At 59.1% G+C, this 19,983-nt stretch carries 19 protein-coding genes; 14 read left to right on the forward strand and 5 right to left on the reverse strand.

The genetic code is table 11. The features are described from left to right. Window positions 1-134: 134 nt before the first annotated feature. From mgrA to VD17_RS00780, 3 genes are all read right to left on the reverse strand, one after another. Complete coding sequence (mgrA, locus tag VD17_RS00770; RefSeq protein ID WP_046052249.1) at window positions 135-1,172, reverse strand: L-glyceraldehyde 3-phosphate reductase; 1,038 nt, start codon at window positions 1,170-1,172, stop codon at window positions 135-137. Between the two features lie 174 nt (window positions 1,173-1,346). Continuing rightward, the gene (locus VD17_RS00775) at window positions 1,347-1,748 is read right to left on the reverse strand and encodes a type II toxin-antitoxin system HicB family antitoxin (RefSeq protein ID WP_033058464.1); all 402 of its coding nucleotides are present in this window, start codon (window positions 1,746-1,748) and stop codon (window positions 1,347-1,349) included. 133 nt (window positions 1,749-1,881) lie between these two features. After that, complete coding sequence (locus VD17_RS00780) at window positions 1,882-2,772, reverse strand: LysR family transcriptional regulator (RefSeq protein WP_046052250.1); 891 nt, start codon at window positions 2,770-2,772, stop codon at window positions 1,882-1,884. Between the two features lie 129 nt (window positions 2,773-2,901). Here VD17_RS00780 and VD17_RS00785 point away from each other — a divergent pair, with 129 nt between their 5' ends. Both VD17_RS00785 and VD17_RS00790 read left to right on the forward strand, forming a co-directional pair. Further along, the gene (locus tag VD17_RS00785) at window positions 2,902-3,642 is read left to right on the forward strand and encodes an SDR family oxidoreductase (protein WP_046052251.1); all 741 of its coding nucleotides are present in this window, start codon (window positions 2,902-2,904) and stop codon (window positions 3,640-3,642) included. A 165-nt stretch (window positions 3,643-3,807) separates the two neighbouring features. Continuing rightward, window positions 3,808-4,068, forward strand: a complete 261-nt coding sequence (locus tag VD17_RS00790) for a hypothetical protein (protein ID WP_046052252.1) — start codon at window positions 3,808-3,810, stop codon at window positions 4,066-4,068. A gap of 27 nt (window positions 4,069-4,095) precedes the next feature. Here the strand turns inward: VD17_RS00790 and betT are convergent, their stop codons facing one another. Both betT and epsC read right to left on the reverse strand, forming a co-directional pair. Beyond that, entirely contained in the window at window positions 4,096-6,051 is a 1,956-nt protein-coding gene (gene betT, locus VD17_RS00795) for a choline transporter BetT (protein ID WP_185753082.1), read from the reverse strand. 427 nt (window positions 6,052-6,478) lie between these two features. Then, window positions 6,479-7,405 carry a serine O-acetyltransferase EpsC gene (gene epsC / locus VD17_RS00800; protein WP_033058482.1) on the reverse strand — a complete coding sequence of 309 codons (927 nt, stop codon included), beginning with the start codon at window positions 7,403-7,405 and terminating at the stop codon, window positions 6,479-6,481. A gap of 192 nt (window positions 7,406-7,597) precedes the next feature. Here epsC and VD17_RS00805 point away from each other — a divergent pair, with 192 nt between their 5' ends. The 12 genes from VD17_RS00805 (at window position 7,598) to VD17_RS00860 (ending at window position 19,955) form a co-directional block, all read left to right on the forward strand. Then, window positions 7,598-8,590, forward strand: a complete 993-nt coding sequence (locus VD17_RS00805) for a D-cysteine desulfhydrase (RefSeq protein ID WP_046052254.1) — start codon at window positions 7,598-7,600, stop codon at window positions 8,588-8,590. A 300-nt stretch (window positions 8,591-8,890) separates the two neighbouring features. Next, window positions 8,891-9,685, forward strand: a complete 795-nt coding sequence (gene tcyJ / locus VD17_RS00810; protein WP_046052255.1) for a cystine ABC transporter substrate-binding protein — start codon at window positions 8,891-8,893, stop codon at window positions 9,683-9,685. Beyond that, complete coding sequence (gene tcyL / locus VD17_RS00815; RefSeq protein ID WP_033058489.1) at window positions 9,685-10,350, forward strand: cystine ABC transporter permease; 666 nt, start codon at window positions 9,685-9,687, stop codon at window positions 10,348-10,350. The genes tcyJ and tcyL overlap by 1 nt, the downstream gene beginning before the upstream one ends. 4 nt (window positions 10,351-10,354) lie before the next feature. Further along, window positions 10,355-11,110 carry an L-cystine ABC transporter ATP-binding protein TcyN gene (gene tcyN, locus VD17_RS00820; RefSeq protein WP_046052256.1) on the forward strand — a complete coding sequence of 252 codons (756 nt, stop codon included), beginning with the start codon at window positions 10,355-10,357 and terminating at the stop codon, window positions 11,108-11,110. 501 nt (window positions 11,111-11,611) lie between these two features. Further along, entirely contained in the window at window positions 11,612-12,376 is a 765-nt protein-coding gene (locus VD17_RS00825) for a hypothetical protein (protein ID WP_046052257.1), read from the forward strand. Window positions 12,377-12,618: 242 nt separating this feature from the next. Further along, a complete protein-coding gene (locus VD17_RS00830; RefSeq protein WP_046052258.1) occupies window positions 12,619-13,860 on the forward strand; it encodes an SfnB family sulfur acquisition oxidoreductase in 1,242 nt (413 codons plus the stop codon). Between the two features lie 38 nt (window positions 13,861-13,898). Then, window positions 13,899-15,092 (forward strand): SfnB family sulfur acquisition oxidoreductase, encoded by a 1,194-nt coding sequence (locus VD17_RS00835; RefSeq protein WP_046052259.1) that lies wholly within the window; start codon window positions 13,899-13,901, stop codon window positions 15,090-15,092. Next, on the forward strand, window positions 15,092-16,450 hold the full coding sequence (locus tag VD17_RS00840) for an LLM class flavin-dependent oxidoreductase (RefSeq protein ID WP_046052260.1): 1,359 nt from the start codon (window positions 15,092-15,094) through the stop codon (window positions 16,448-16,450). The genes VD17_RS00835 and VD17_RS00840 overlap by 1 nt, the downstream gene beginning before the upstream one ends. Before the next feature lie 129 nt (window positions 16,451-16,579). Further along, window positions 16,580-17,389, forward strand: a complete 810-nt coding sequence (locus VD17_RS00845; RefSeq protein ID WP_046052261.1) for a MetQ/NlpA family ABC transporter substrate-binding protein — start codon at window positions 16,580-16,582, stop codon at window positions 17,387-17,389. Window positions 17,390-17,391: 2 nt separating this feature from the next. Beyond that, on the forward strand, window positions 17,392-18,513 hold the full coding sequence (locus VD17_RS00850) for a methionine ABC transporter ATP-binding protein (protein ID WP_046052262.1): 1,122 nt from the start codon (window positions 17,392-17,394) through the stop codon (window positions 18,511-18,513). Continuing rightward, window positions 18,503-19,147: a methionine ABC transporter permease gene (locus VD17_RS00855; protein WP_033058513.1), complete on the forward strand. Its 645-nt coding sequence runs from the start codon at window positions 18,503-18,505 to the stop codon at window positions 19,145-19,147. The genes VD17_RS00850 and VD17_RS00855 overlap by 11 nt, the downstream gene beginning before the upstream one ends. A gap of 178 nt (window positions 19,148-19,325) precedes the next feature. Continuing rightward, window positions 19,326-19,955, forward strand: a complete 630-nt coding sequence (locus VD17_RS00860) for a class I SAM-dependent methyltransferase (RefSeq protein WP_046052331.1) — start codon at window positions 19,326-19,328, stop codon at window positions 19,953-19,955. Window positions 19,956-19,983: the final 28 nt, after the last annotated feature.

Genomic DNA, 19,983 nt, shown 5'->3' on the forward strand with positions numbered 1-19,983 from the left:
TCTCTACTGTTTGTTCTGGCGCCTTCGCGAGCAAGCTCGCTCCCACAGGGGATTTGCGTCGAACACAAACCCTGTGGCAGCGAGCTTGCTCGCGATAGCGGTCTGGTAGTCACCAAACTCTTGGTGCCCGACGATTACTCAGCCGTCGAAGGCTTTTCCCAAAGATTAACCCCGCCCTCTTGGGCAAACCGGTCAATCTCCGCCAATTCCTCCGAGCTAAAGCTCAAATTCTTCAACGCCCCGACATTCTCGATAATCTGCTCCGGCCGGCTCGCACCGATCAGCGCCGACGTCACCCGTGGATCGCGTAACGTCCAGGCCAATGCCAGCTGCGCCAGGCTCTGACCACGACGCTTGGCGATCTCATTCAGCGCACGCACATGAGCGATGTTAGCTTCGGACAGGTGCGCCGCCTGCAACGAACCACCTCCCGGACGATTGACCCGCGCGTCCGCCGGCACACCGTTGAGGTACTTGTCGGTCAACAACCCCTGAGCCAGTGGCGTGAACGCAATCACGCCCGTACCGAGCTCGTCCGTCGTATCCAGCAGGTCTTTTTCCACCCAACGATTGAGCAGGTTGTAAGCCGGTTGGTGAATCAGCAACGGGACTTTCCACTCTTTCAGCAGCGCGGCCATTTCACGGGTTTTAACGCCCGAGTAGGAAGAGATACCGATGTACAACGCCTTGCCCTGTTGCACGGCGGTGGCCAGTGCGCTGGCGGTTTCTTCCAGCGGCGTGTCCGGGTCGAAGCGGTGGGAATAGAAGATGTCCACGTAGTCCAGGCCAAGGCGCTGCAGGCTCTGATCAAGGCTGGCCAGCACGTATTTGCGCGAACCGCCGCCCTGGCCATAAGGGCCGGCCCACATGTCCCAACCGGCCTTGCTGGAGATAATCAGCTCGTCGCGATACTGCTTGAAGTCTTCACGCAGCAAACGACCGAAATTGATCTCGGCGCTGCCATACGGGGGACCGTAGTTGTTGGCCAGGTCGAAATGGTTGATGCCGAGATCAAACGCGGTACGCAGCAACGAACGCTGGGTATCGATCGGCGTGCTGTCGCCGAAGTTGTGCCACAGGCCCAGAGACAGTGCCGGCAGCACCAGCCCGCTGCGCCCCACGCGGCGATAAGGGATGGAGTCGTAGCGGTTTTCGGCAGCGGTGTAGGTCATCGAATCCTCTCTTGTCTGTCTTGAAGTTGGTATCGACTGCTTCGCAAGTTGCCCAGCATACGCCCAGGCAAACGCCGATAAACCTCGGACTCGAGAAAATGCTGAAACGCTTCACATATTTCATCTTAGTCGCCAGTTGATCGCTGCCACGCTCTGCGTAGGAGCGATCAACATTTACGCCGACAACTCACGCAGGGCAGCGGCAGCCAAAAAGCCAGACCTTGAGCTGTACCGCTGATCCCGCCTGACTGTTTGATCGATACGCTCAAGCAACTGCTCAGGCAATGTGGCATTGAAGCGCACCGACTTTCCGAAGTAAGGCGTGATATCAAATTCGACCACCCCCCACACGCCGCCCGCGTAATCAGGGTTATCAAGATGAGCGTCGATCTCATGCACCTGCGGCAGCGGATCGCCATCGGCCACCAAGCCTTCGTAGTGCAACGACAACGCTTCCTTCACGTTTTCAAATGCCTGCGCCACAGTACCGCCCGCGGAGAAGCAACCCGGCACGTCCGGGATAATTACTCCGTATTCTGAGTCGGCATCCTTGTGCAGAACGACCGGGAATTTCATTTCGGTAAGTCCCTCTTCCAGCAAGTTGATGCGGCGAACTATAGGCAAAAACGCAGCACCAATAGAAGCGGAACGCGGAGCGTCCCCGGCGGCATTCCCAAGCAGAGCGTGGGAACGATCTTTGGACCAGCGGCTACCGAGCATCCGCAAACACTTCCCCCAGCCAATCCACAAACACCCGAACCCGTGGCGACATGTGTCGGTTGTGCGGATACAACACCGAAACCGGCATCGGCGGTGGTGGCGTGTCGATCAGGACTTCCTGCACCAAGCCCTGGGAAATCTGCGTTTCCATTCGGTAATGCGGACACTGGATCAGGCCCAGCCCGGCAATCGCCGACGCCGCATAAATTTCCGCGCCGAACACTGAGAGCGCGCCATCGATAGCCACTTCCTTCAGTTCGCCATCAACCATGAATTCGAAGGGAAATAACTTGGCAGTCGTGCGCGAAACGTAGTTCACGGCACGATGATGTTTCAGGTCGTCGAGGCTTTTCGGTTCGCCGTATTTGCGCAGGTACGCGGGGCTGGCGCAGGTGATTTGGCGCAGGGTGGCGACGCGGCGGCCGATCAGCGCGGAGTCGCCCAAGGTGCCGGCGCGCAGCACGCAGTCGACGCCTTCGGCGATCAGGTCGACAAAGCGGTCGGCCTCGCTGATGGACAACTCGATATCCGGGTAGCGCGCCATGAACTGCGGCAACGCCGGGATGACGAAGTGCTTGGCCAGCGTGCCGTGAAGATCGACGCGTAACCGCCCTTTCGGTGCCACCCCGCGAAACGCCAGTTCAGCTTCTTCCAGTTCCGCCAGCAGCTGCACGCAACGCAGGTAATACGCCTCGCCATCCAGTGTGGGCCGCACTTTACGAGTGCTTCGCTCCAGTAAACGCGTACCGAGCCAGGCTTCGAATTGATTCAGCGTGTGGGTCAGCGTCGCCCGCGGCAGGTTCAGGTCATCGGCAGCCAGCGTGAAGCTGCTGCGCTCGTAGATCCGCACGAAAACCTTCATCGCTTTGACTTGATCCACACGGGTCTCCTGGCGGTTGATTGTTGGCGATTATTGAACAGTCAAGGCAACTCTCGTGCATTTATCCGCCTGAGTAAACATGTGAATCTGGCTTTACCCCAAGCCATCCACTTCAAAGGAATCACCGCCATGACTACTCAAACTTCGAAAGTTGCCATCGTGACCGGCGCCTCCCGCGGCATCGGCGCAGTGATCGCCAAACAACTGGCCAAACAAGGTTTCGCCGTCGCCATCAACTACGCCAGCAGTGCCGCCGAAGCTTCAAAACTGGTAGTCGAATTGCGTCAGGCCGGCCACCAGGCCATAGCGATCAAGGCGGATGTAGCGAACGCCGACGACGTACGCCGGATGTTCGACGAGACCGAAATGCAACTGGGCAAGGTCGATGTGCTGGTGAACAACGCCGGCATTCTCAAAGTGATGCCGCTGGCGCAGCACACGGATGAGCTGTTCGACCAGACCTTCAACATCCACGCTCGCGGCACGTTCAACACCCTGCGTGAAGCCGCCACCCGCCTGAACACTGGCGGGCGGATCATCAACTTCTCCAGCAGCACCGTCGGCATGAACCTGCCGGGCTACGCGGTGTACATCGCCAGCAAAGCGGCGGTGGAATCCCTGACCCAGGTGTTCGCCAAGGAAATGCGCGGGCGAAACATCACCGTCAACGCCGTCGCCCCCGGCCCGGTGGCTACCGACCTGTTCCTGCACGGCAAGAGTGAAGAGCAGATTCAGACCTTCGCCAAGATGGCTCCACTGGAGCGTTTAGGTCAGCCGGAGGATATTGCCCGCGTGGTGTCGTTTCTAGTGGGACCGGATTCGGCTTGGGTCAACGGACAGATTCTGCGGGTCAATGGTGGGCTGGTTTAACTATGCTCAAACTGATACCGCAGTGACCCCAATCGCGAGCAGGCTCGCTCCCACAGGGGATCTCCTTTGAACAAAATTTTGTGAGCAACCGAGAACCCTGTGGGAGCGAGCCTGCTCGCGAAGGCGGCTATACAGGCAGCACACATCTAAAGGGCGGAACGCACCATGCACACCACCATCATCATCACCTTCGGCCTGATCCTGCTGGCGTTGATGTTGTTCATCGGCGACAAAATCGGCTTCAGCCAACAGACGCTGACCTACAGCTTCGTGGTCCTGTGGCTGGCGCTGACGCTGATCAACGGCGCCGTTGGTATGGTCACTGCCGGACAGTCGCTGGGTTCGGAACTGATGATCGGCACGGTGGTGTTCAGTGTGCCGGTGGCGGCACTGGTGCTGTTCATGGTGTTGAGCGCCGAGACCTGAAAAAGGCCCGGTGCCACCGGTTCTCGATCAACGCACCAAATGCAAAAACTGCAGGTGCCGCTCGTACTGATCAAGGATGTCGTTGATGATCTGGTCCTTGGTGTAACCCACCAGATCGTAGTCCTGACTGCCCTCGCTCAAATGCACTTCGGCCCGGTAGTAACGACGGTTATTGAGTTCCTTGGAACCCATGCCGCCACGGGCGAAGGACGGCGTGAAGTAGCCGCGCATCTGCACCTGATATATGAACGGATGCTCCTCGCCATGACCGATTTCCAGGCTGACGTTGTCATTGGCTGGGTCAGGCTGAGTGACCACGTTCAAACCCTTCTCGACGAACACCGCCGAGACCTCTTCAATTGCCGGACGCACCGTCGTATCGAGGAAACGATAGACCTCATCCCGTGACGGGAAATGCACGGCCTGACTCAGGCGTTGACGCCAGCCGCCACGCCGCGATCCGGACACCGGCGCCAGGGAATGCAGCTGCGCGATCTGCTTCTGCGACTCCAGGTAGAACGCCTTGTGCAGCCCCCACATCATCAACAGCAAGATCATCGAGAACGGCAACGAGGTCAGCACCACCGCGGACTTCAGCGCATCGATACTGCCGGAGAACAGCAGCGCACTGGTCACCAAAGCAGTCATTGCGCCCCAGAACACTCTCAGCCATTTCGGCCCGTCTTCATCGGGATTGCCGCCCTTGGCGGAAAGTGTCGACAGCACCACCGTGCCAGAGTCAGCAGACGTCACGAAGAACACGAAGCTGATGAACACTGTGACCGCGATGACGGTTTTGCTCCACGGGTAGGTTTCCAGCAGCAGGTAAAGGGTCATCGATGGGTTATCGATGGCCGACATGCCGAGCGCGCTCATGCCGTGATTGAGGACTTGATCGATGGCGCTGTTGCCAAAGATCGACATCCACGCCAGGGTGAAACCGAGCGGAATCAACAGCACGCCGAAGACGAATTCGCGGATGGTCCGGCCACGGGAGATCCGTGCGATGAACAGGCCCACGAACGGCGACCATGCAATCCACCAGGCCCAGTAGAACACCGTCCAACCGCCCAGCCAGTCGCTCGGTTTGTCGTAGGCGTACAGGTCGAAACTCTTCATCGGCAAGGCGCCGAGGTAGTCGCCGATGTTCTGGATCAGGGTGTTGAGCAGGTGCTGGGTCGGGCCGGCAAACAATACGAACAGCAGCAGCGCGCAGGCCAGCAGCATGTTGATGTCGGACATCACGCGTACGCCTTTATCGACGCCAGACACCGCGACGATGATCGCCGCGCCCATCATCAGCGTGATCAGGCCGACCTGAATCCACTGGGTGTGGGCGATGCCGAACAGGTAGTCCAGACCCGAGTTGAGGTGCAACACGCCAAAGCCCATGTCGGCACCGAGGCCGAACACCGTGGCGATGATGCCGAAGCCGTCCACCGCGTAACCAATGGGGCCGTTGATGCGCTTGCCGATCAGCGGATAGAGCGCCGAACGCAGGGCCAGCGGCAGATTATGTCGATAAGCGAAGTAGGCCAGCGCCATGCCGACAAAGGCGAACACGCCCCAGCCGTGCAGGCCCCAGTGCAGAAACAGAATCTGCATCGCCTGACGCGCCGCATCCGCCGTGCCGGCTTCGCCTTGTGGTGGTTGCGCCAAATGGGTCAGCGGTTCGGACACGCAAAAGAAGAACAGCGTGATGCTGATGCCAGCGGCGAACAGCATGCCGGCCCAGGACAGGTAACTGAATTCGGGTTCGTCGTGGTCGGCACCGAGCTTGATCTTGCCGTAGCCGGACAAGGCGGTGACCACCACGAAGACCAGATACAGAGTCATCGCGAGCATGTAGTACCAGCCGACCGTGTTGGCCGCCCAGTTTTGCGCTTGCAGAAGCCAGGCGCCGGCCTGTTCAGGCATGGCGATGACGATGATGCCGAACAGCAAAATAAACGTCGCCGAGAAGTAAAACACCGGCGGATTCATGCGGACCTGGCCGCTGGCGGGGGTGGGCGATGCACTCATGAAAGGTGCACCTCGAGGGGGTAAAACAGGGCAATCAATAACGGACTCGGCAAAGGCAAGCCTCCTGTTGTGAGCGGGCAGCAAACCGACGGTTTAACTTGAATGAGCGTTCAAGTTAAACATGAATAGGGTGCTAAGGACTAATCGCAAGGCTCGGCGGTACTGTTCGTACGCTAGCTCAAGGATGGGTATGACGCGGGGTTTGGGGGATTCGTTCAGTGGGAAATTAGCTAAATGCCAGTATTCGTGTTCGCCTTAAAACCAATCGCGAGCAAGCTCGCTCCCACATGGTTTTCTGTCGTTCACACATTTTGTGTTCGCCGCAGATCCACTGTGGGGGCGAGCTTGCTCGCGATGAGGCCCACTCAGTCAGCCAGGATTTTGAAACTTACTTCTGCGTCCCGTCATCATGCTGCAGATTCGCCTGAGTCAGGTTGCTCCCCGCCGGCACGCTGCGGGTCAGCCAGACATTACCGCCAATGGTCGAGCCCTTGCCGATGGTGATCCGCCCCAGAATCGTCGCACCGGCATAAATCACCACGTCATCCTCGACAATCGGATGTCGCGGTTGCCCCTTCTGCAACTGACCGTCTTCATCCGCCGGGAAGCGCTTGGCGCCCAACGTCACGGCCTGATAAATCCGCACACGTTCGCCGATGATGGCGGTCTCGCCGATCACCACACCCGTCCCGTGATCGATGAAGAAGCTGCGGCCAATCTGCGCGCCAGGGTGAATGTCGATGCCGGTGGCCGAGTGCGCGATCTCCGCGCTGATCCGTGCCAGCAGCGGCAATCCGGCCCTGTACAAATGATGGGCCAGGCGATGGTGAATCACCGCCAGAATCCCCGGATAGCACAGCAACACTTCATCGACACTGCGAGCCGCCGGATCGCCGTGATAGGCCGCCAGCACGTCGGTGTCGAGCAGACTGCGCAGCCCCGGCAATGCGAGGGCGAAGTCCTGAATGATCTGAATAGTCTTGGCTTCGACTTCAGTGTCGGCCTGGGCACTGTGGCGAGCGGCGTAGCGCAATTCGAGTCGCGCCTGAGCCAGCAACGCGTTCAATGCAACGTCCAGCGTGTGGCCGACGTAGAAGTCTTCACTCTCCTCACGCAAATCCACCGGCCCCAGGCGCATCGGGAACAACGCGCCACAGAGGGCTTCGAGAATCTCTGCCATGGCCGCTCGGGAAGGCAACTCACGGCCGCCCTGTTCGGTGCTGGCGCGGCCATTTTGTAGCCGCCACTGATCACGCGCCGTGCGCAGTTGGCTGACGATGGTCTGCAGTTGCCAATGACTGGAACGCTCGCTCACGGTAAAAACTCCTCACGGGCGGCCGGACTGTCTGGCCGCGTTAACCGCGATTACTTTACGGCATGGTCTGGAAGCCGAATTAAGAACCGATTGTGCTGTGCTCAGCACTTTTGGGCATAAGGCGATTGGCAGTTGCCCCGCTAAATAGGCGTGCCTATAGTCCTGTCATCTCCCTCCGCCAGTACGGACCCCATGATCAAACAACAGCTTGCCCGCTTTAACCGCCTCGACCTGCTCGGTCATCCTACCGCCCTGGAAAAACTCGAACGCCTGTCGGCCTGGTTGGGCCGTGATGTGTACGTCAAGCGTGATGACTTGACGCCGCTGGCGATGGGCGGCAACAAGCTGCGCAAGCTCGAATACCTGGCGGCCGATGCACTGGCACAAGGCGCCGACACCTTGATTACTGCTGGCGCGCTTCAGTCCAACCACGTGCGCCAGACTGCCGCCATTGCGGCCAAGCTTGGTCTGGGCTGCGTTGCGTTGCTGGAAAACCCTCTCGGCACCGACGACGCTAACTATGTCGGCAACGGTAATCGGCTGTTGCTGGACCTGTTCGATGCCAAGGTCGAGTTGGTGGAGAACCTCGATAATGCCGACGAGCAATTGCAGGCTCTGGCCGACCGTCTGCGCAACAACGGCAAGAAGCCGTATCTGGTGCCGATTGGTGGCTCGAACGCCTTGGGTGCTTTGGGTTATGTGCGTGCCGGGCTGGAATTGGCCGAGCAGATCAAGGACACCGGGCTGACATTCGCGGCCGTAGTTTTGGCCTCGGGCAGCGCCGGGACCCATAGCGGTCTGGCGTTGGCGTTGAGTGAAGCACTGCCGGATTTGCCAGTGATTGGTGTCACGGTGTCTCGCAGTGATGAAGACCAGCGCCCGAAAGTCCAAGGTCTCGCCGAACGCACTGCCGAGCTATTGGGCGTGAGCCTGCCAGCGAGTTTCAAGGTCGAGTTGTGGGACGAGTATTTCGGCCCGCGCTACGGTGAACCGAATGCCGGGACGTTGGCCGCCGTGAAGCTGGTGGCGAGTCAGGAAGGTTTGCTGCTGGACCCGGTTTACACCGGCAAGGCCATGGCGGGTTTGCTCGATGGCATCGGCCGCCAGCGCTTCAATGACGGCCCGATCATCTTCCTGCATACCGGTGGGGCGCCGGCGTTGTTTGCCTATAAAGATTTTCTGTAAGCGGTCAAACGAAGATCAAAAGATCGCAGCCTTCGGCAGCTCCTACTGGTGTCCGCCGATTCCCCTGTAGGAGCTGCCGAAGGCTGCGATGTTTTCAACAGACACCGCATATCTCTAAAAAGAATAACAAAACTAATATTTAGTATTTTCCTATCTAACAACACCATCATATAGTCACGCCGCAGGCGAATTTGCAGCGAGACGCATACGATGCTTTAGGGCAGGATATTGCAGTCGTTCAAATCCCGAATTTGCCAACATTCCTAAAAGCGTCTTCATAAGAAAACACAGGGGCTTGTCATGAATTTTTCCGCACTACGACGAAATCTGCTGGTAGGTTCGCTGGGTCTGGCGCTGAGCGCCGGCCTGTTGGGGCAAGCGGTTGCCGGTGAGCAGCTGCAAAAAATCAAAGACGCTGGCGTGATCAACGTTGGCCTGGAAGGCACTTACCCACCGTTCAGTTTCGTCGACGCCGACGGCAAACTGGCCGGCTTCGAAGTCGAGTTCTCCGAAGCCCTGGCCAAAGAGCTGGGCGTGAAGGTCAAACTGCAACCGACCAAATGGGACGGCATCCTCGCGGCGCTGGAATCCAAACGTCTGGACGCCGTGATCAACCAGGTGACCATTTCCGAAGAGCGCAAGAAGAAGTATGACTTCTCCGAGCCGTACACCATTTCCGGGATTCAGGCACTGACCCTGACCAAGAACAAAGACACCATCAAGACCGCCGCCGATCTGGCCGGTAAGAAAGTAGGCGTAGGTCTTGGCACCAACTATGAGCAGTGGGTGAAAGAGAATGTGCCTAAGGCTGACATCCGCACCTACGAAGATGACCCGACCAAGTTCCAGGATCTGCGCGTCGGCCGCATCGACGCCATTCTGATCGACCGCCTCGCCGCGCTGGAATACGCCAAGAAGGCCAAGGACACTGCCGCCGCTGGCGAAGCCTTCTCCCGCCAGGAAGCCGGTATCGCCCTGCGCAAAGGCGAGCCTGAGTTGCTGGCAGCAGTGAACAAGGCCATCGACAAGCTGCGTGCCGACGGTACGCTGAAAAAGCTTTCGGAAAAATACTTCAGCGCTGACGTCACTCAATAATGGAAGAAGCTTTCCAACTCGCGCTGGATTCCGCGCCCTTCCTGCTGAAGGGCGCGTACTACACGGTGATCTTGAGCCTGGGCGGGATGTTCTTCGGCCTGGTGATGGGCTTCGGCCTGGCATTGATGCGCCTGTCGCGCTTCAAACTGGTGAGCTGGATTGCCCGCATCTACGTGTCGTTCTTTCGCGGCACGCCGTTGCTGGTGCAACTGTTCGTGATCTATTACGGCTTGCCGCAATTGGGCATCGAACTTGATCCGCTACCGGCGGCCCTGATCGGCTTCTCGCTGAACATGGCGGCTTATGCCTGCGAAATCCTCCGCGCCGCGATCAGCTCCATCGAGCGCGGTCAGTGGGAAGCCGCCGCGAGTATCGGCATGACCCGCGCGCAGACCCTGCGCCGGGCCATCCTGCCGCAAGCGATGCGCACGGCTCTGCCACCGCTGGGCAACAGCTTCATTTCGCTGGTGAAGGACACCGCGCTGGCAGCCACTATTCAGGTGCCGGAACTGTTCCGTCAGGCGCAGCTGATTACCGCCCGTACCTTTGAAATTTTCACCATGTACCTTGCCGCCGCGCTGATCTACTGGATTCTGGCCACGGTGCTTTCGCACCTGCAGAACCAGTTGGAAGCACGGGTCAATCGGCACGACCTGGAGTCCTGACCCAATGATTGTCGTGGAAAAACTGACAAAGCAGTTCAAGGGTCAAGTGGTGCTCAACGGCATCGATCTGCAAGTGAAGGAAGGCGAGGTCGTGGCGATCATCGGGCCTAGCGGCTCGGGTAAAACCACGTTCCTGCGCTGCCTGAATTTTCTGGAAGAACCCACCAGCGGCCGGATCAAGGTCGGTGACATCGAGATCGATGGCAGTCGTCCGTTGAACCAGCAGCAAGGCCTGGTGCGACGTTTGCGCCAACACGTGGGCTTCGTGTTCCAGAACTTCAATCTGTTCCCTCATCGCACCGCCCTGGAAAACGTTATCGAAGGCCCGATCATCGTAAAGAAGATCCCGCACGCCGAAGCCGTTGCCCTGGGTAAAAAGCTGTTGGCCCGGGTGGGTCTGGCGGGCAAGGAAGACGCTTACCCGCGACGCCTGTCCGGTGGTCAGCAACAGCGTGTGGCGATTGCCCGCGCGCTGGCGATGGAGCCGGAAGTGATTCTGTTCGACGAACCCACCTCAGCCCTCGATCCGGAGCTGGTGGGTGAAGTGCTGGCGACCATCCGCAGCCTCGCCGAAGAGCGACGCACCATGGTCATCGTCACCCACGAAATGGGCTTTGCCCGGGACGTGGCGAACCGCGTGGTGTTCTTTGACAAGGGTGTGATCGTTGAACAAGGCGAAGCCAAGGCGCTGTTTGCCAACCCGAAAGAAGAGCGGACGAAGCAGTTCCTCAGCAAGTTCCTCAATAACGCTCACCACTGAAACATCGCCTCACTACTTGTTAACTTCCATGGATGGAAGTGACAACTATCCCCACTAAGAAAATACTTCGCCACGCTCTCTTCTCTTATTCATCCATCCGAACAATAGATAATTTTTTATTGCTGCGTGCGGTACATATATATGTCCTGCAACAGAATAACCTCGCCTAAAATCCGCCAAACCCAGCGCCCTCACCGAACCGGCCTTCGCCGTCAGCAACGCACTAAAAGCCCGTAAAACAACGTCAAGTTCGACAGAGCGGTGCAGCTTATTAACTTCAATGCGTAGGATTTTTCTGAATAGCACTAGATCCAACACTTAACTAGCCTGCTCTATTGACACCTATTCAAGCGCACTCTTATCTAGTCTCAACAGGCGTTTACCCTTGCACTCACTCATTATTTAATCCCGCAAATAGTGCACAGTTTTGTTGCTCGATAATTCACGCCTTTCGAACTTTCAGAAACGGACTTTCGCTGCAAGGCTTCAAGGAGAACCCCCATGACAAGCACTTCGAACAAACCCGAACTTGCGGCCCCGACCCTGGCGCAATCTCACAAGACCTGCATCAACATCACCTCGGCGGCGCACCTGTTGATCGATGTGGCGCCTTACTCCGGCATGGACGAAGGCGACCTGATCGAACTGTTCTGGGACAACTGCTACGTGGCCTCCAGAGTGCTGACGGCCGACGATGTCGGTCAACCGGCCCAACTGCGTGTACCCGAGAGCTTCATCGCCAATGGCACCTCACGCATTCACTACCGGATCATGCAGATCGGGCAAGGGCCAACCCTTTCAGCCGCCAGACGGGTGCAAATCAAACTCGATTGCCCCGGCGGCCAACCGTCGGCGCTGTGCGGTGACGAAAACCAGCGTCTGGAGCCGGTGAATATCCCCGAGACCATTCGCCGTCAGGGAGTCAATCCGAACCAGATCAAGCGTGGCGTTCCGTTGACCATCGAACCTTATCTGAACATGGCCGCCGACGACGAAATCACCCTGCGCTGGGGCGATGTGCGCATGGATCTGCCACGACTCAAGGCCGGCGATGTCGGCCAGCCGATCCAGGTCTGGGTGCCGCCGGCGATCATTCTCGAAGCCGGCGAAGACCTGCGGCTGGAAGTGACTTACTGCATCCTCGACCGGGTGGGTAACAACTCTCGCTGGGCACCACCGCGCAAGCTGAAGATCGGTTGCGCCAATCCGTATTTGAAGGCCCGGCCAAGGGAGATACTCATGGTCGCCGAACCCCGCAAGGAGTGAAAACACCGCCCACAGGGGCCGCGCTCAGCCTATTGAAGCCCCTTCTATGCATATTCCTAAAAGTTAGTTTATTTATTTTTTATACACGTTTAGGGTATATGCACCGGACCACCGGACATTCTTGTTTTCGTTCGTCGCAACCATCGCGACGTTTCCATGAGATGTGAGGTAGGTATGGTCCGGAACACAATCACCCCAGTGCAGATCGCCAGGGCATTGCGTGCAGCCAAGGAGCGGCACTGATGTCCAGTCTGGCAGATGCAATCGTCCAGAGTGATCTGGACATCGCCCCGTTGTTGTTGCCCGCGCAGGTCTTGCGCAACGACGCACAAGCCATCAAGGCCGCCCATGAGCTGGCGCAAGTCGCCCGCCTACAAGCAGCCAAACGCGACCAGCAGCGCAAGCTGCCGTGGTCGGAAATCGAACAGTTCACCCGTAGCGGCCTGGGCAGCATTGCCATCCCGCGCGAGTACGGTGGCCCGCAGGTTTCATTCGTCACCGTTGCCGAGGTCTTCGCGATCATTTCCGCGGCCGACCCGGCACTGGGACAGATCCCGCAGAACCAGTTCGGCATTCTCAACCTGGTACTCGGCAGCGCCACTGAATCGCAGAAAAAACAGCTGTTCAAAAGCGTACTCGACGGCTGGCGGATCGGTAACGCAGGACCTGAACGCGGCACCAAAAACACCCTCGAACTCAAGGCACGAATCACCGCCAGCGGCGACGGCTTCGTCCTCAGCGGGCAGAAGTTCTATTCCACCGGCGCCCTGTTCGCCCACTGGGTCGCGGTCAAGGCGCTGAACGACGATGGCAAGCAGGTTCTGGCCTTCGTCCGCCGCGGTACACCGGGCCTGCGCATCGTGGATGACTGGTCGGGCTTCGGCCAACGCACCACCGCCAGCGGCACCATTTTGCTCAACAACGTGCAGGTCGACGCCGAGCTGGTGGTGGATAACTGGAAGATCAATGACAACCCGAACATTCAGGGTGCCGTGTCGCAGCTGATTCAAGCCGCCATTGACGCCGGCATTGCCCGGGGCGCCATCGACGACGCCATCGCGTTCGTGAAAACCCGTGCACGGCCGTGGATCGACGCCAAGGTCGAACGGGCCAGCGACGACCTCTATGTGATCGCCGACATCGGCAAGCTGAAGATCGAACTGCACGCCGCCGAAGCGCTGCTGCGCAAGGCCGGGCAAGTGCTCGATCAGGTCAACGCCGTACCGCTCACCGCCGAGTCCGCCGCCCGCGCCTCGATTGCCGTGGCCGAAGCCAAAGTCCTGACCACCGAGATCTCGCTGCTGGCCAGCGAAAAGCTTTTCGAACTGGCTGGCAGCCGCGCCACCATCGCCGAATTCAACCTCGACCGCCATTGGCGCAACGCCCGCGTGCACACGCTGCACGACCCGGTGCGCTGGAAATATCACGCCGTCGGCACCTATCACCTGAACGGCACGCTGCCCGCCCGGCATTCCTGGATTTAACGACCAGAACACTTTTGACCAGATCTCTGGAGAAACACATGACTCTTTCTCACCACGTCGCGGTCATAACCAGCGATGAGCAAGCCCTGATCGTCGCCAGTGACCTGGCCGAAGATTTCAAACGCGACAGCGCCCTGCGCGACCGCGAACGCCGTTTACCACACCCGGAACTGGAAGTGTTTTCCCGCTCGGGTCTTTGGGGCATCAGCGTGCCAAAAGAATACGGCGGCGCTGGCGTTTCCAACGTCACGCTGGCCAAGGTGATCGCGCTGATCGCCCAGGCTGACGGCTCCCTCGGCCAGATCCCGCAGAACCATTTCTACGCGCTCGAAGTGTTGCGGGTGAATGGCAGCGAAGAGCAGAAAAAACGCCTGTACGCGGAAGTGCTGGCGGGCCAGCGCTTCGGCAATGCCTTGGCAGAACTGGGCACCAAAACCGCCCACGACCGCGTCACCAGCCTGAGCCGCGACGGTGACGGCTATCGCATCAACGGCCGCAAGTTCTACGCCACGGGGGCGATTTATGCCCAGCGCATTCCGACGTCGGTCGTGGATGAACACGGCGTGCAGCAACTAGCGTTCGTCCCGCGCAACAGCAAAGGCCTGACGGTGATCGACGACTGGAGCGGCTTCGGCCAGCGCACCACCGGCAGCGGTTCGGTGGTGTTTGAAGATGTCTACGTCGCCGCCGAAGACGTGATCCCGTTTCAGAGCGCGTTCGAGCGCCCGACCACCGTCGGCCCGCTCGCGCAGATTCTTCATGCCGCTATCGACACCGGTATCGCCCGCGCCGCTTATGAAGATGCGCTGCATTTCGTGCGCACCAAGACCCGGCCGTGGATCGATTCCGGCAACGACAAAGCCACCGAAGACCCACTGACCCTCAAGAGCTTCGGCCACTTGAGCATTCGTTTGCACGCCGCCGAAGCCTTGCTGGAACGCTCCGGTGAATTCCTCGACAAGGCTCAGACCACGACCAACGCAGAGACCGTCGCCGCCGCGTCGATTGCCGTCGCCGAAGCCCGCGCCATCAGCACCGAGATTTCCCTCGCCGCGGGCAGCACGCTGTTTGAACTGGCCGGCAGCCAGGCAACCCTGATCGAACATGGCCTGGACCGTCACTGGCGCAACGCTCGGGTACACACGCTGCACGACCCGGTGCGCTGGAAGTATCACGCGGTCGGCAATTACTACCTCAACGATGAAAACCCGCCATTGCGGGGGACGATCTGATGGCCGATGCCAAAAAGAAGATCCTGCTCAACGCGTTCAACATGAACTGCATCGGGCACATCAACCATGGTCTGTGGACGCATCCACGGGATAACTCCACTCAGTACAAAACGATCGAATACTGGACCGAACTGGCGCAATTGCTGGAGCGTGGGCTGTTCGACGGTCTCTTCATCGCTGACATCGTCGGCGTGTACGACGTCTATCAAAACTCGGTAGACGTGCCGCTCAAAGAGTCGATCCAACTTCCGGTCAACGACCCGCTACTGCTGGTTTCGGCCATGGCCGCAGTGACAAAAAACCTTGGCTTCGGCCTCACCGCCAACCTGACTTACGAACCGCCGTATCTGTTCGCACGACGCATGTCCACGCTCGATCACCTGAGTCGCGGCCGGGTCGGCTGGAACATCGTCACCGGCTACCTCGACAGCGCCGCCAAGGCCATGGGTTTGAGCGAACAGGTAGAACACGACCGTCGTTACGACCAGGCCGATGAATACCTGCAAGTGCTCTACAAACTCTGGGAAGGCAGTTGGGAAAACGGCGCGGTGCTTAACGATCCGCAGCAGCGGATCTACGCGCAGCCCGAGAAAGTGCACAAGGTCGAGCACAAGGGCGAGTTCTATCAGGTCGAGGGTTATCACCTCTGCGAGCCCTCGCCGCAGCGCACGCCGGTGCTGTTCCAGGCCGGCAGTTCGGATCGCGGTTTGCTGTTCGCCGGGCGACATGCCGAGTGCGTGTTCATCAGCGGCCAGAACAAACCGGCGACCAAGGTTCAAGTGGACAAGGTGCGCGCCAGTGCCGTCGAGGCCGGGCGCAACCCCGAGGACATCAAGGTGTTCATGGGTTTGAACGTGATTGTCGGCGCCACCGAAGAGCTGGCTTGGGCCAAGCACGCCGAGTACTTGAGCTACGCCAGTGCTGAGGCTGGCGTGGCGCATTTCTCGGCCTCCACCGGGATCGATTTCTCCGAGTACGAAATCGACGAGCCGATCCAGTACGTAAAGAGCAACGCTATCCAGTCCGCCACCAAGAATCTGCAAAACAACGACTGGACCCGCCGCAAATTACTCGAGCAACACGCCCTCGGTGGTCGCTACATCACCGTGGTGGGTTCGCCTGAGCAAGTCGCTGACGAGCTGGAATCGTGGATCGCGGAAACCGGTCTGGATGGCTTCAATTTGACGCGGATTGTTACGCCGGAAAGCTATGTGGATTTCATCGATTTGGTAATTCCGGAGTTGCAACGCCGAGGGTCGTACAAGACCGCCTACGACAGTGGCAGCCTGCGGGAAAAACTGTTTCACGGGGAGGCGCATTTGCCTGAGCAACATACCGGATCCGCGTTCCGCCGCTAAAAGCATCGCGAGCAAGCTCGCTCCCACAGGGGTTGTGTGAACACCCGAGATCCAATGTGGGAGCGAGCTTGCTCGCGATGAGGCCCTACCAAACACCACAAATCTAATGCACTGACTGGAATAAATATCATGACCAAGAACTACCTCTCTCACCCAGTCAAAGCACTGGCCCTGGCCCTCGGCCTTTTCAGCTCCATCACCTTCGCCGCCGACACGCCGCTGAAAGTCGGCACCACCGCCGCTTTCGCCATTCCCCTGGAAGCCGCCGTCGAAGAAGCCAAGAAACAAGGCTTGCAGGTCGACCTGGTGGAGTTCAGCGACTGGATCGCGCCCAATGTCAGCCTCGCTGCCGGGGACATCGACGTGAACTACTTCCAGCACGTCCCATTCCTGGAAAACGCCAAGGCCGCCGCCGGTTTTGACCTGGTGCCGTTCGCGCCGGGGATCATCAACAACGTCGGCCTCTACTCGAAGAAATACAAAAGCTTCGACGAGCTGCCGGAAGGCGCCAGCGTGGCGATCGCCAACGACCCGATCAACAGCGGTCGTGGTTTGCAACTGTTGGCCAAGGCCGGGCTGATCACGCTTAAACCAGGTGTCGGCTACAAGGCCACCGAAGAAGACATCATCGCCAACCCGAAAAAAATCAAAATCCTTCAGGTCGAAGCCGTGCAACTGGTACGCGCTTATGACGACGCCGATCTGGTCCAGGGTTACCCGGCCTACATTCGCCTGTCGAAGACCTTCGATGCCGGCTCCGCCCTGCTGTTCGACGGCCTCGACCACAAGGAATACGTGATCCAGTTCGTGATCCAGCCGAAAAGCAAAACCGACCCGCGCCTGATCAAATTCGTCGACATCTATCAACATTCGCCGGCCGTTCGTGCCGCGCTGGATAAGGCCCACGGCAAGCTCTACCAAGCCGGTTGGGAAAGCTGAATATGACGGCAGCCACCCAACTGCGACTGGAAATTCCAGAGCCTCATAACGCCATACAAACCGAACTGCACCCGGACCTGAATCGCGCCCACGTGCGCTTCATCGGTCTGGGCAAAACCTACAACGGCCAGCAAGGTCCGGTCGCCGCGCTGCACGGCATCGACCTGGCGATCCAGCGCGGCGAGGTGTTCGGCATCATCGGCCGCAGCGGCGCCGGCAAGTCGTCGCTGATCCGCACCATCAACCGCTTGGAACAACCGAGCACGGGGCGCGTGCTGATCGATCAGGTCGACATCGGCGAGTTCGATGAAGACCGCCTGGTGGCGCTGCGTCGGCGCATCGGCATGATCTTCCAGCACTTCAACCTGATGTCGGCCAAGACGGTTTGGCAGAACGTCGAGTTGCCGTTGAAAGTCGCCGGCGTGCCCAAGGAAAAACGCGAGCAGAAAGTCCGCGAATTGCTGGAACTGGTGGGCCTGCAAGAGAAACACAAGGCCTACCCGGCGCAGCTTTCCGGCGGGCAGAAACAGCGCGTCGGCATCGCCCGCGCCTTGGTGCATGACCCAGCGATCCTGCTGTGCGACGAAGCCACTTCGGCGCTGGACCCGGAAACCACACAATCGATCCTCGGCCTGCTGCGCGAGATCAATCAACGCCTGGGCCTGACCATCGTGCTGATCACCCACGAGATGGCGGTGATTCGCGATATCTGTGATCGGGTCGTCGTGCTGGAACACGGGAGAATCGTCGAACAAGGACCGGTCTGGGAAGTCTTTGGCAACCCGCAGCACGAGGTCAGCAAAACCTTGCTGGCGCCGTTACAACACGGATTGCCAGAAGAACTGCAAAGCCGCTTGCAGGCACATCCACAGTCTTCGGACGCCGCTGTTGTGCTGCGTTTGCAGTTCACCGGCAGCACCAGCGACGAGCCCGACCTGGCCGCGTTGTTCAGCGCCCTCGGTGGTCGCGTGCGTTTGCTGCAAGGTGGCGTGGAACGGATTCAGGGCCATGCCCTCGGGCAATTGCTGCTGGCGGTGACCGATTCGCCCCTCGGCGCAGAGGAATTGCGTCAACGCGCCGGCCACTGGGCGCAACAGGTGGAGGTGCTGGGCTATGTGGTTTGATCGCTTGCTGCAAGGCTTCATCGACACCTTCCTGATGGTCGGCGTGTCGTCATTGATCGCGCTGCTGGCGGGCATTCCGCTGGCGGTGATTCTGGTCACCAGCTCCAAGGGCGGTATCTACGAAGCACCGGCGCTGAACCGCGCGCTGGGTGCGTTCGTGAACCTGTTCCGCTCGATTCCGTTTCTGATTCTGATGGTGGCGCTGATTCCGTTTACGCGGCTGATCGTCGGCACCACGTATGGCGTTTGGGCGGCCGTGGTGCCACTGACCATTGCTGCTACACCGTTCTTTGCGCGCATTGCCGAAGTCAGTCTGCGGGAGGTCGATCACGGGTTGATCGAAGCGGCGCAGGCGATGGGTTGCCGGCGTTGGCATATCGTTTGGCATGTGTTGTTGCCTGAGGCATTGCCGGGGATTGTCGGTGGTTTCACGATTACGTTGGTGACGATGATCAACTCGTCGGCCATGGCCGGGGCGATTGGTGCCGGTGGGTTGGGCGACATCGCTTATCGGTACGGATATCAGCGGTTTGATAGCCAGATCATGTTGACGGTGATTGTGTTGCTGGTGGTGTTGGTGGCGGCGATTCAGTTGGGCGGGGATCGGTTGGCTCGGGGATTGAACAAGCGTTGAGTCTGGCTCAAGCCTTTGGGCGTCAGTGATATTGCTATCGCGAGCAAGCTCGCTCCCACATTGGATCTCGGGTGTTCACACAATCCCTGTGGGAGCGAGCTTGCTCGCGATGGCTGCGAAGCAGCCACCGGCGCCTTGGCGTATATTCGGCAAACTCACATTGCCTGCGCAGCCGACCATGAAACAGACCCCCACCGACCTTGAGCAGATCACCTCCACCACTCTGAGCCATTACAACTCAGTGGCTGAGAGTTTTCGCGAAGGGACTCGCGATCATGATGTCAGCCAGAACATTGATGCGCTGCTGCGGCATATTCAGGGGGAGGCACCGTTCGACATTCTCGACTTTGGCTGTGGGCCGGGTCGTGATTTGCAAACCTTCACGCGCATGGGCCACACCGCTGTCGGGCTTGATGGCTCGGAGAAGTTTGCGCAGATGGCACGCGAAGACAGTGGTTGTGAGGTCTGGCAGCAAGATTTTCTGAAGCTGGATTTGCCGGCTGAGCGCTTTGACGGGATCTTCGCCAATGCGGTGTTGTTTCATATTCCGCGTCAGGAACTGCCTCGGGTGTTGAAGGAATTGCGCGGGGCTTTGAAGCCAGGTGGCGTGTTGTTCAGTTCCAATCCGCGTGGCGAGAATCAGGAAGGGTGGAATGGGCCGCGTTATGGGGCGTACCACGATCTTGAGACGTGGCAGCAATTGCTGACGGCAGCGGGGTTTGTAGAGTTGGAGCATTACTACCGGCCGGCGGGGCTGCCTCGGGAGCAGCAGCCTTGGTTGGCGAGTGTTTGGCGTAAGCCTGTGTAGCCCATTCGGCCGCCATCGTCGGAACGCC

The sequence above is a fragment of the Pseudomonas fluorescens genome (assembly GCF_000968015.1).
Lineage (GTDB): Bacteria > Pseudomonadota > Gammaproteobacteria > Pseudomonadales > Pseudomonadaceae > Aquipseudomonas > Aquipseudomonas fluorescens_W.

Bases quoted from the DNA above. Each gene is read 5' to 3' on its own strand.
- mgrA (WP_046052249.1), bottom strand. From the start codon at position 1,172: ATGACCTACACCGCTGCCGAAAACCGCTACGACTCCATCCCTTATCGC.
- VD17_RS00775 (WP_033058464.1), bottom strand. From the start codon at position 1,748: ATGAAATTCCCGGTCGTTCTGCACAAGGATGCCGACTCAGAATACGGA.
- VD17_RS00785 (WP_046052251.1), top strand. From the start codon at position 2,902: ATGACTACTCAAACTTCGAAAGTTGCCATCGTGACCGGCGCCTCCCGC.
- VD17_RS00790 (WP_046052252.1), top strand. From the start codon at position 3,808: ATGCACACCACCATCATCATCACCTTCGGCCTGATCCTGCTGGCGTTG.
- betT (WP_185753082.1), bottom strand. From the start codon at position 6,051: ATGAATCCGCCGGTGTTTTACTTCTCGGCGACGTTTATTTTGCTGTTC.
- VD17_RS00805 (WP_046052254.1), top strand. From the start codon at position 7,598: ATGATCAAACAACAGCTTGCCCGCTTTAACCGCCTCGACCTGCTCGGT.
- tcyJ (WP_046052255.1), top strand. From the start codon at position 8,891: ATGAATTTTTCCGCACTACGACGAAATCTGCTGGTAGGTTCGCTGGGT.
- tcyL (WP_033058489.1), top strand. From the start codon at position 9,685: ATGGAAGAAGCTTTCCAACTCGCGCTGGATTCCGCGCCCTTCCTGCTG.
- tcyN (WP_046052256.1), top strand. From the start codon at position 10,355: ATGATTGTCGTGGAAAAACTGACAAAGCAGTTCAAGGGTCAAGTGGTG.
- VD17_RS00825 (WP_046052257.1), top strand. From the start codon at position 11,612: ATGACAAGCACTTCGAACAAACCCGAACTTGCGGCCCCGACCCTGGCG.
- VD17_RS00830 (WP_046052258.1), top strand. From the start codon at position 12,619: ATGTCCAGTCTGGCAGATGCAATCGTCCAGAGTGATCTGGACATCGCC.
- VD17_RS00835 (WP_046052259.1), top strand. From the start codon at position 13,899: ATGACTCTTTCTCACCACGTCGCGGTCATAACCAGCGATGAGCAAGCC.
- VD17_RS00840 (WP_046052260.1), top strand. From the start codon at position 15,092: ATGGCCGATGCCAAAAAGAAGATCCTGCTCAACGCGTTCAACATGAAC.
- VD17_RS00845 (WP_046052261.1), top strand. From the start codon at position 16,580: ATGACCAAGAACTACCTCTCTCACCCAGTCAAAGCACTGGCCCTGGCC.
- VD17_RS00850 (WP_046052262.1), top strand. From the start codon at position 17,392: ATGACGGCAGCCACCCAACTGCGACTGGAAATTCCAGAGCCTCATAAC.
- VD17_RS00855 (WP_033058513.1), top strand. From the start codon at position 18,503: ATGTGGTTTGATCGCTTGCTGCAAGGCTTCATCGACACCTTCCTGATG.
- VD17_RS00860 (WP_046052331.1), top strand. From the start codon at position 19,326: ATGAAACAGACCCCCACCGACCTTGAGCAGATCACCTCCACCACTCTG.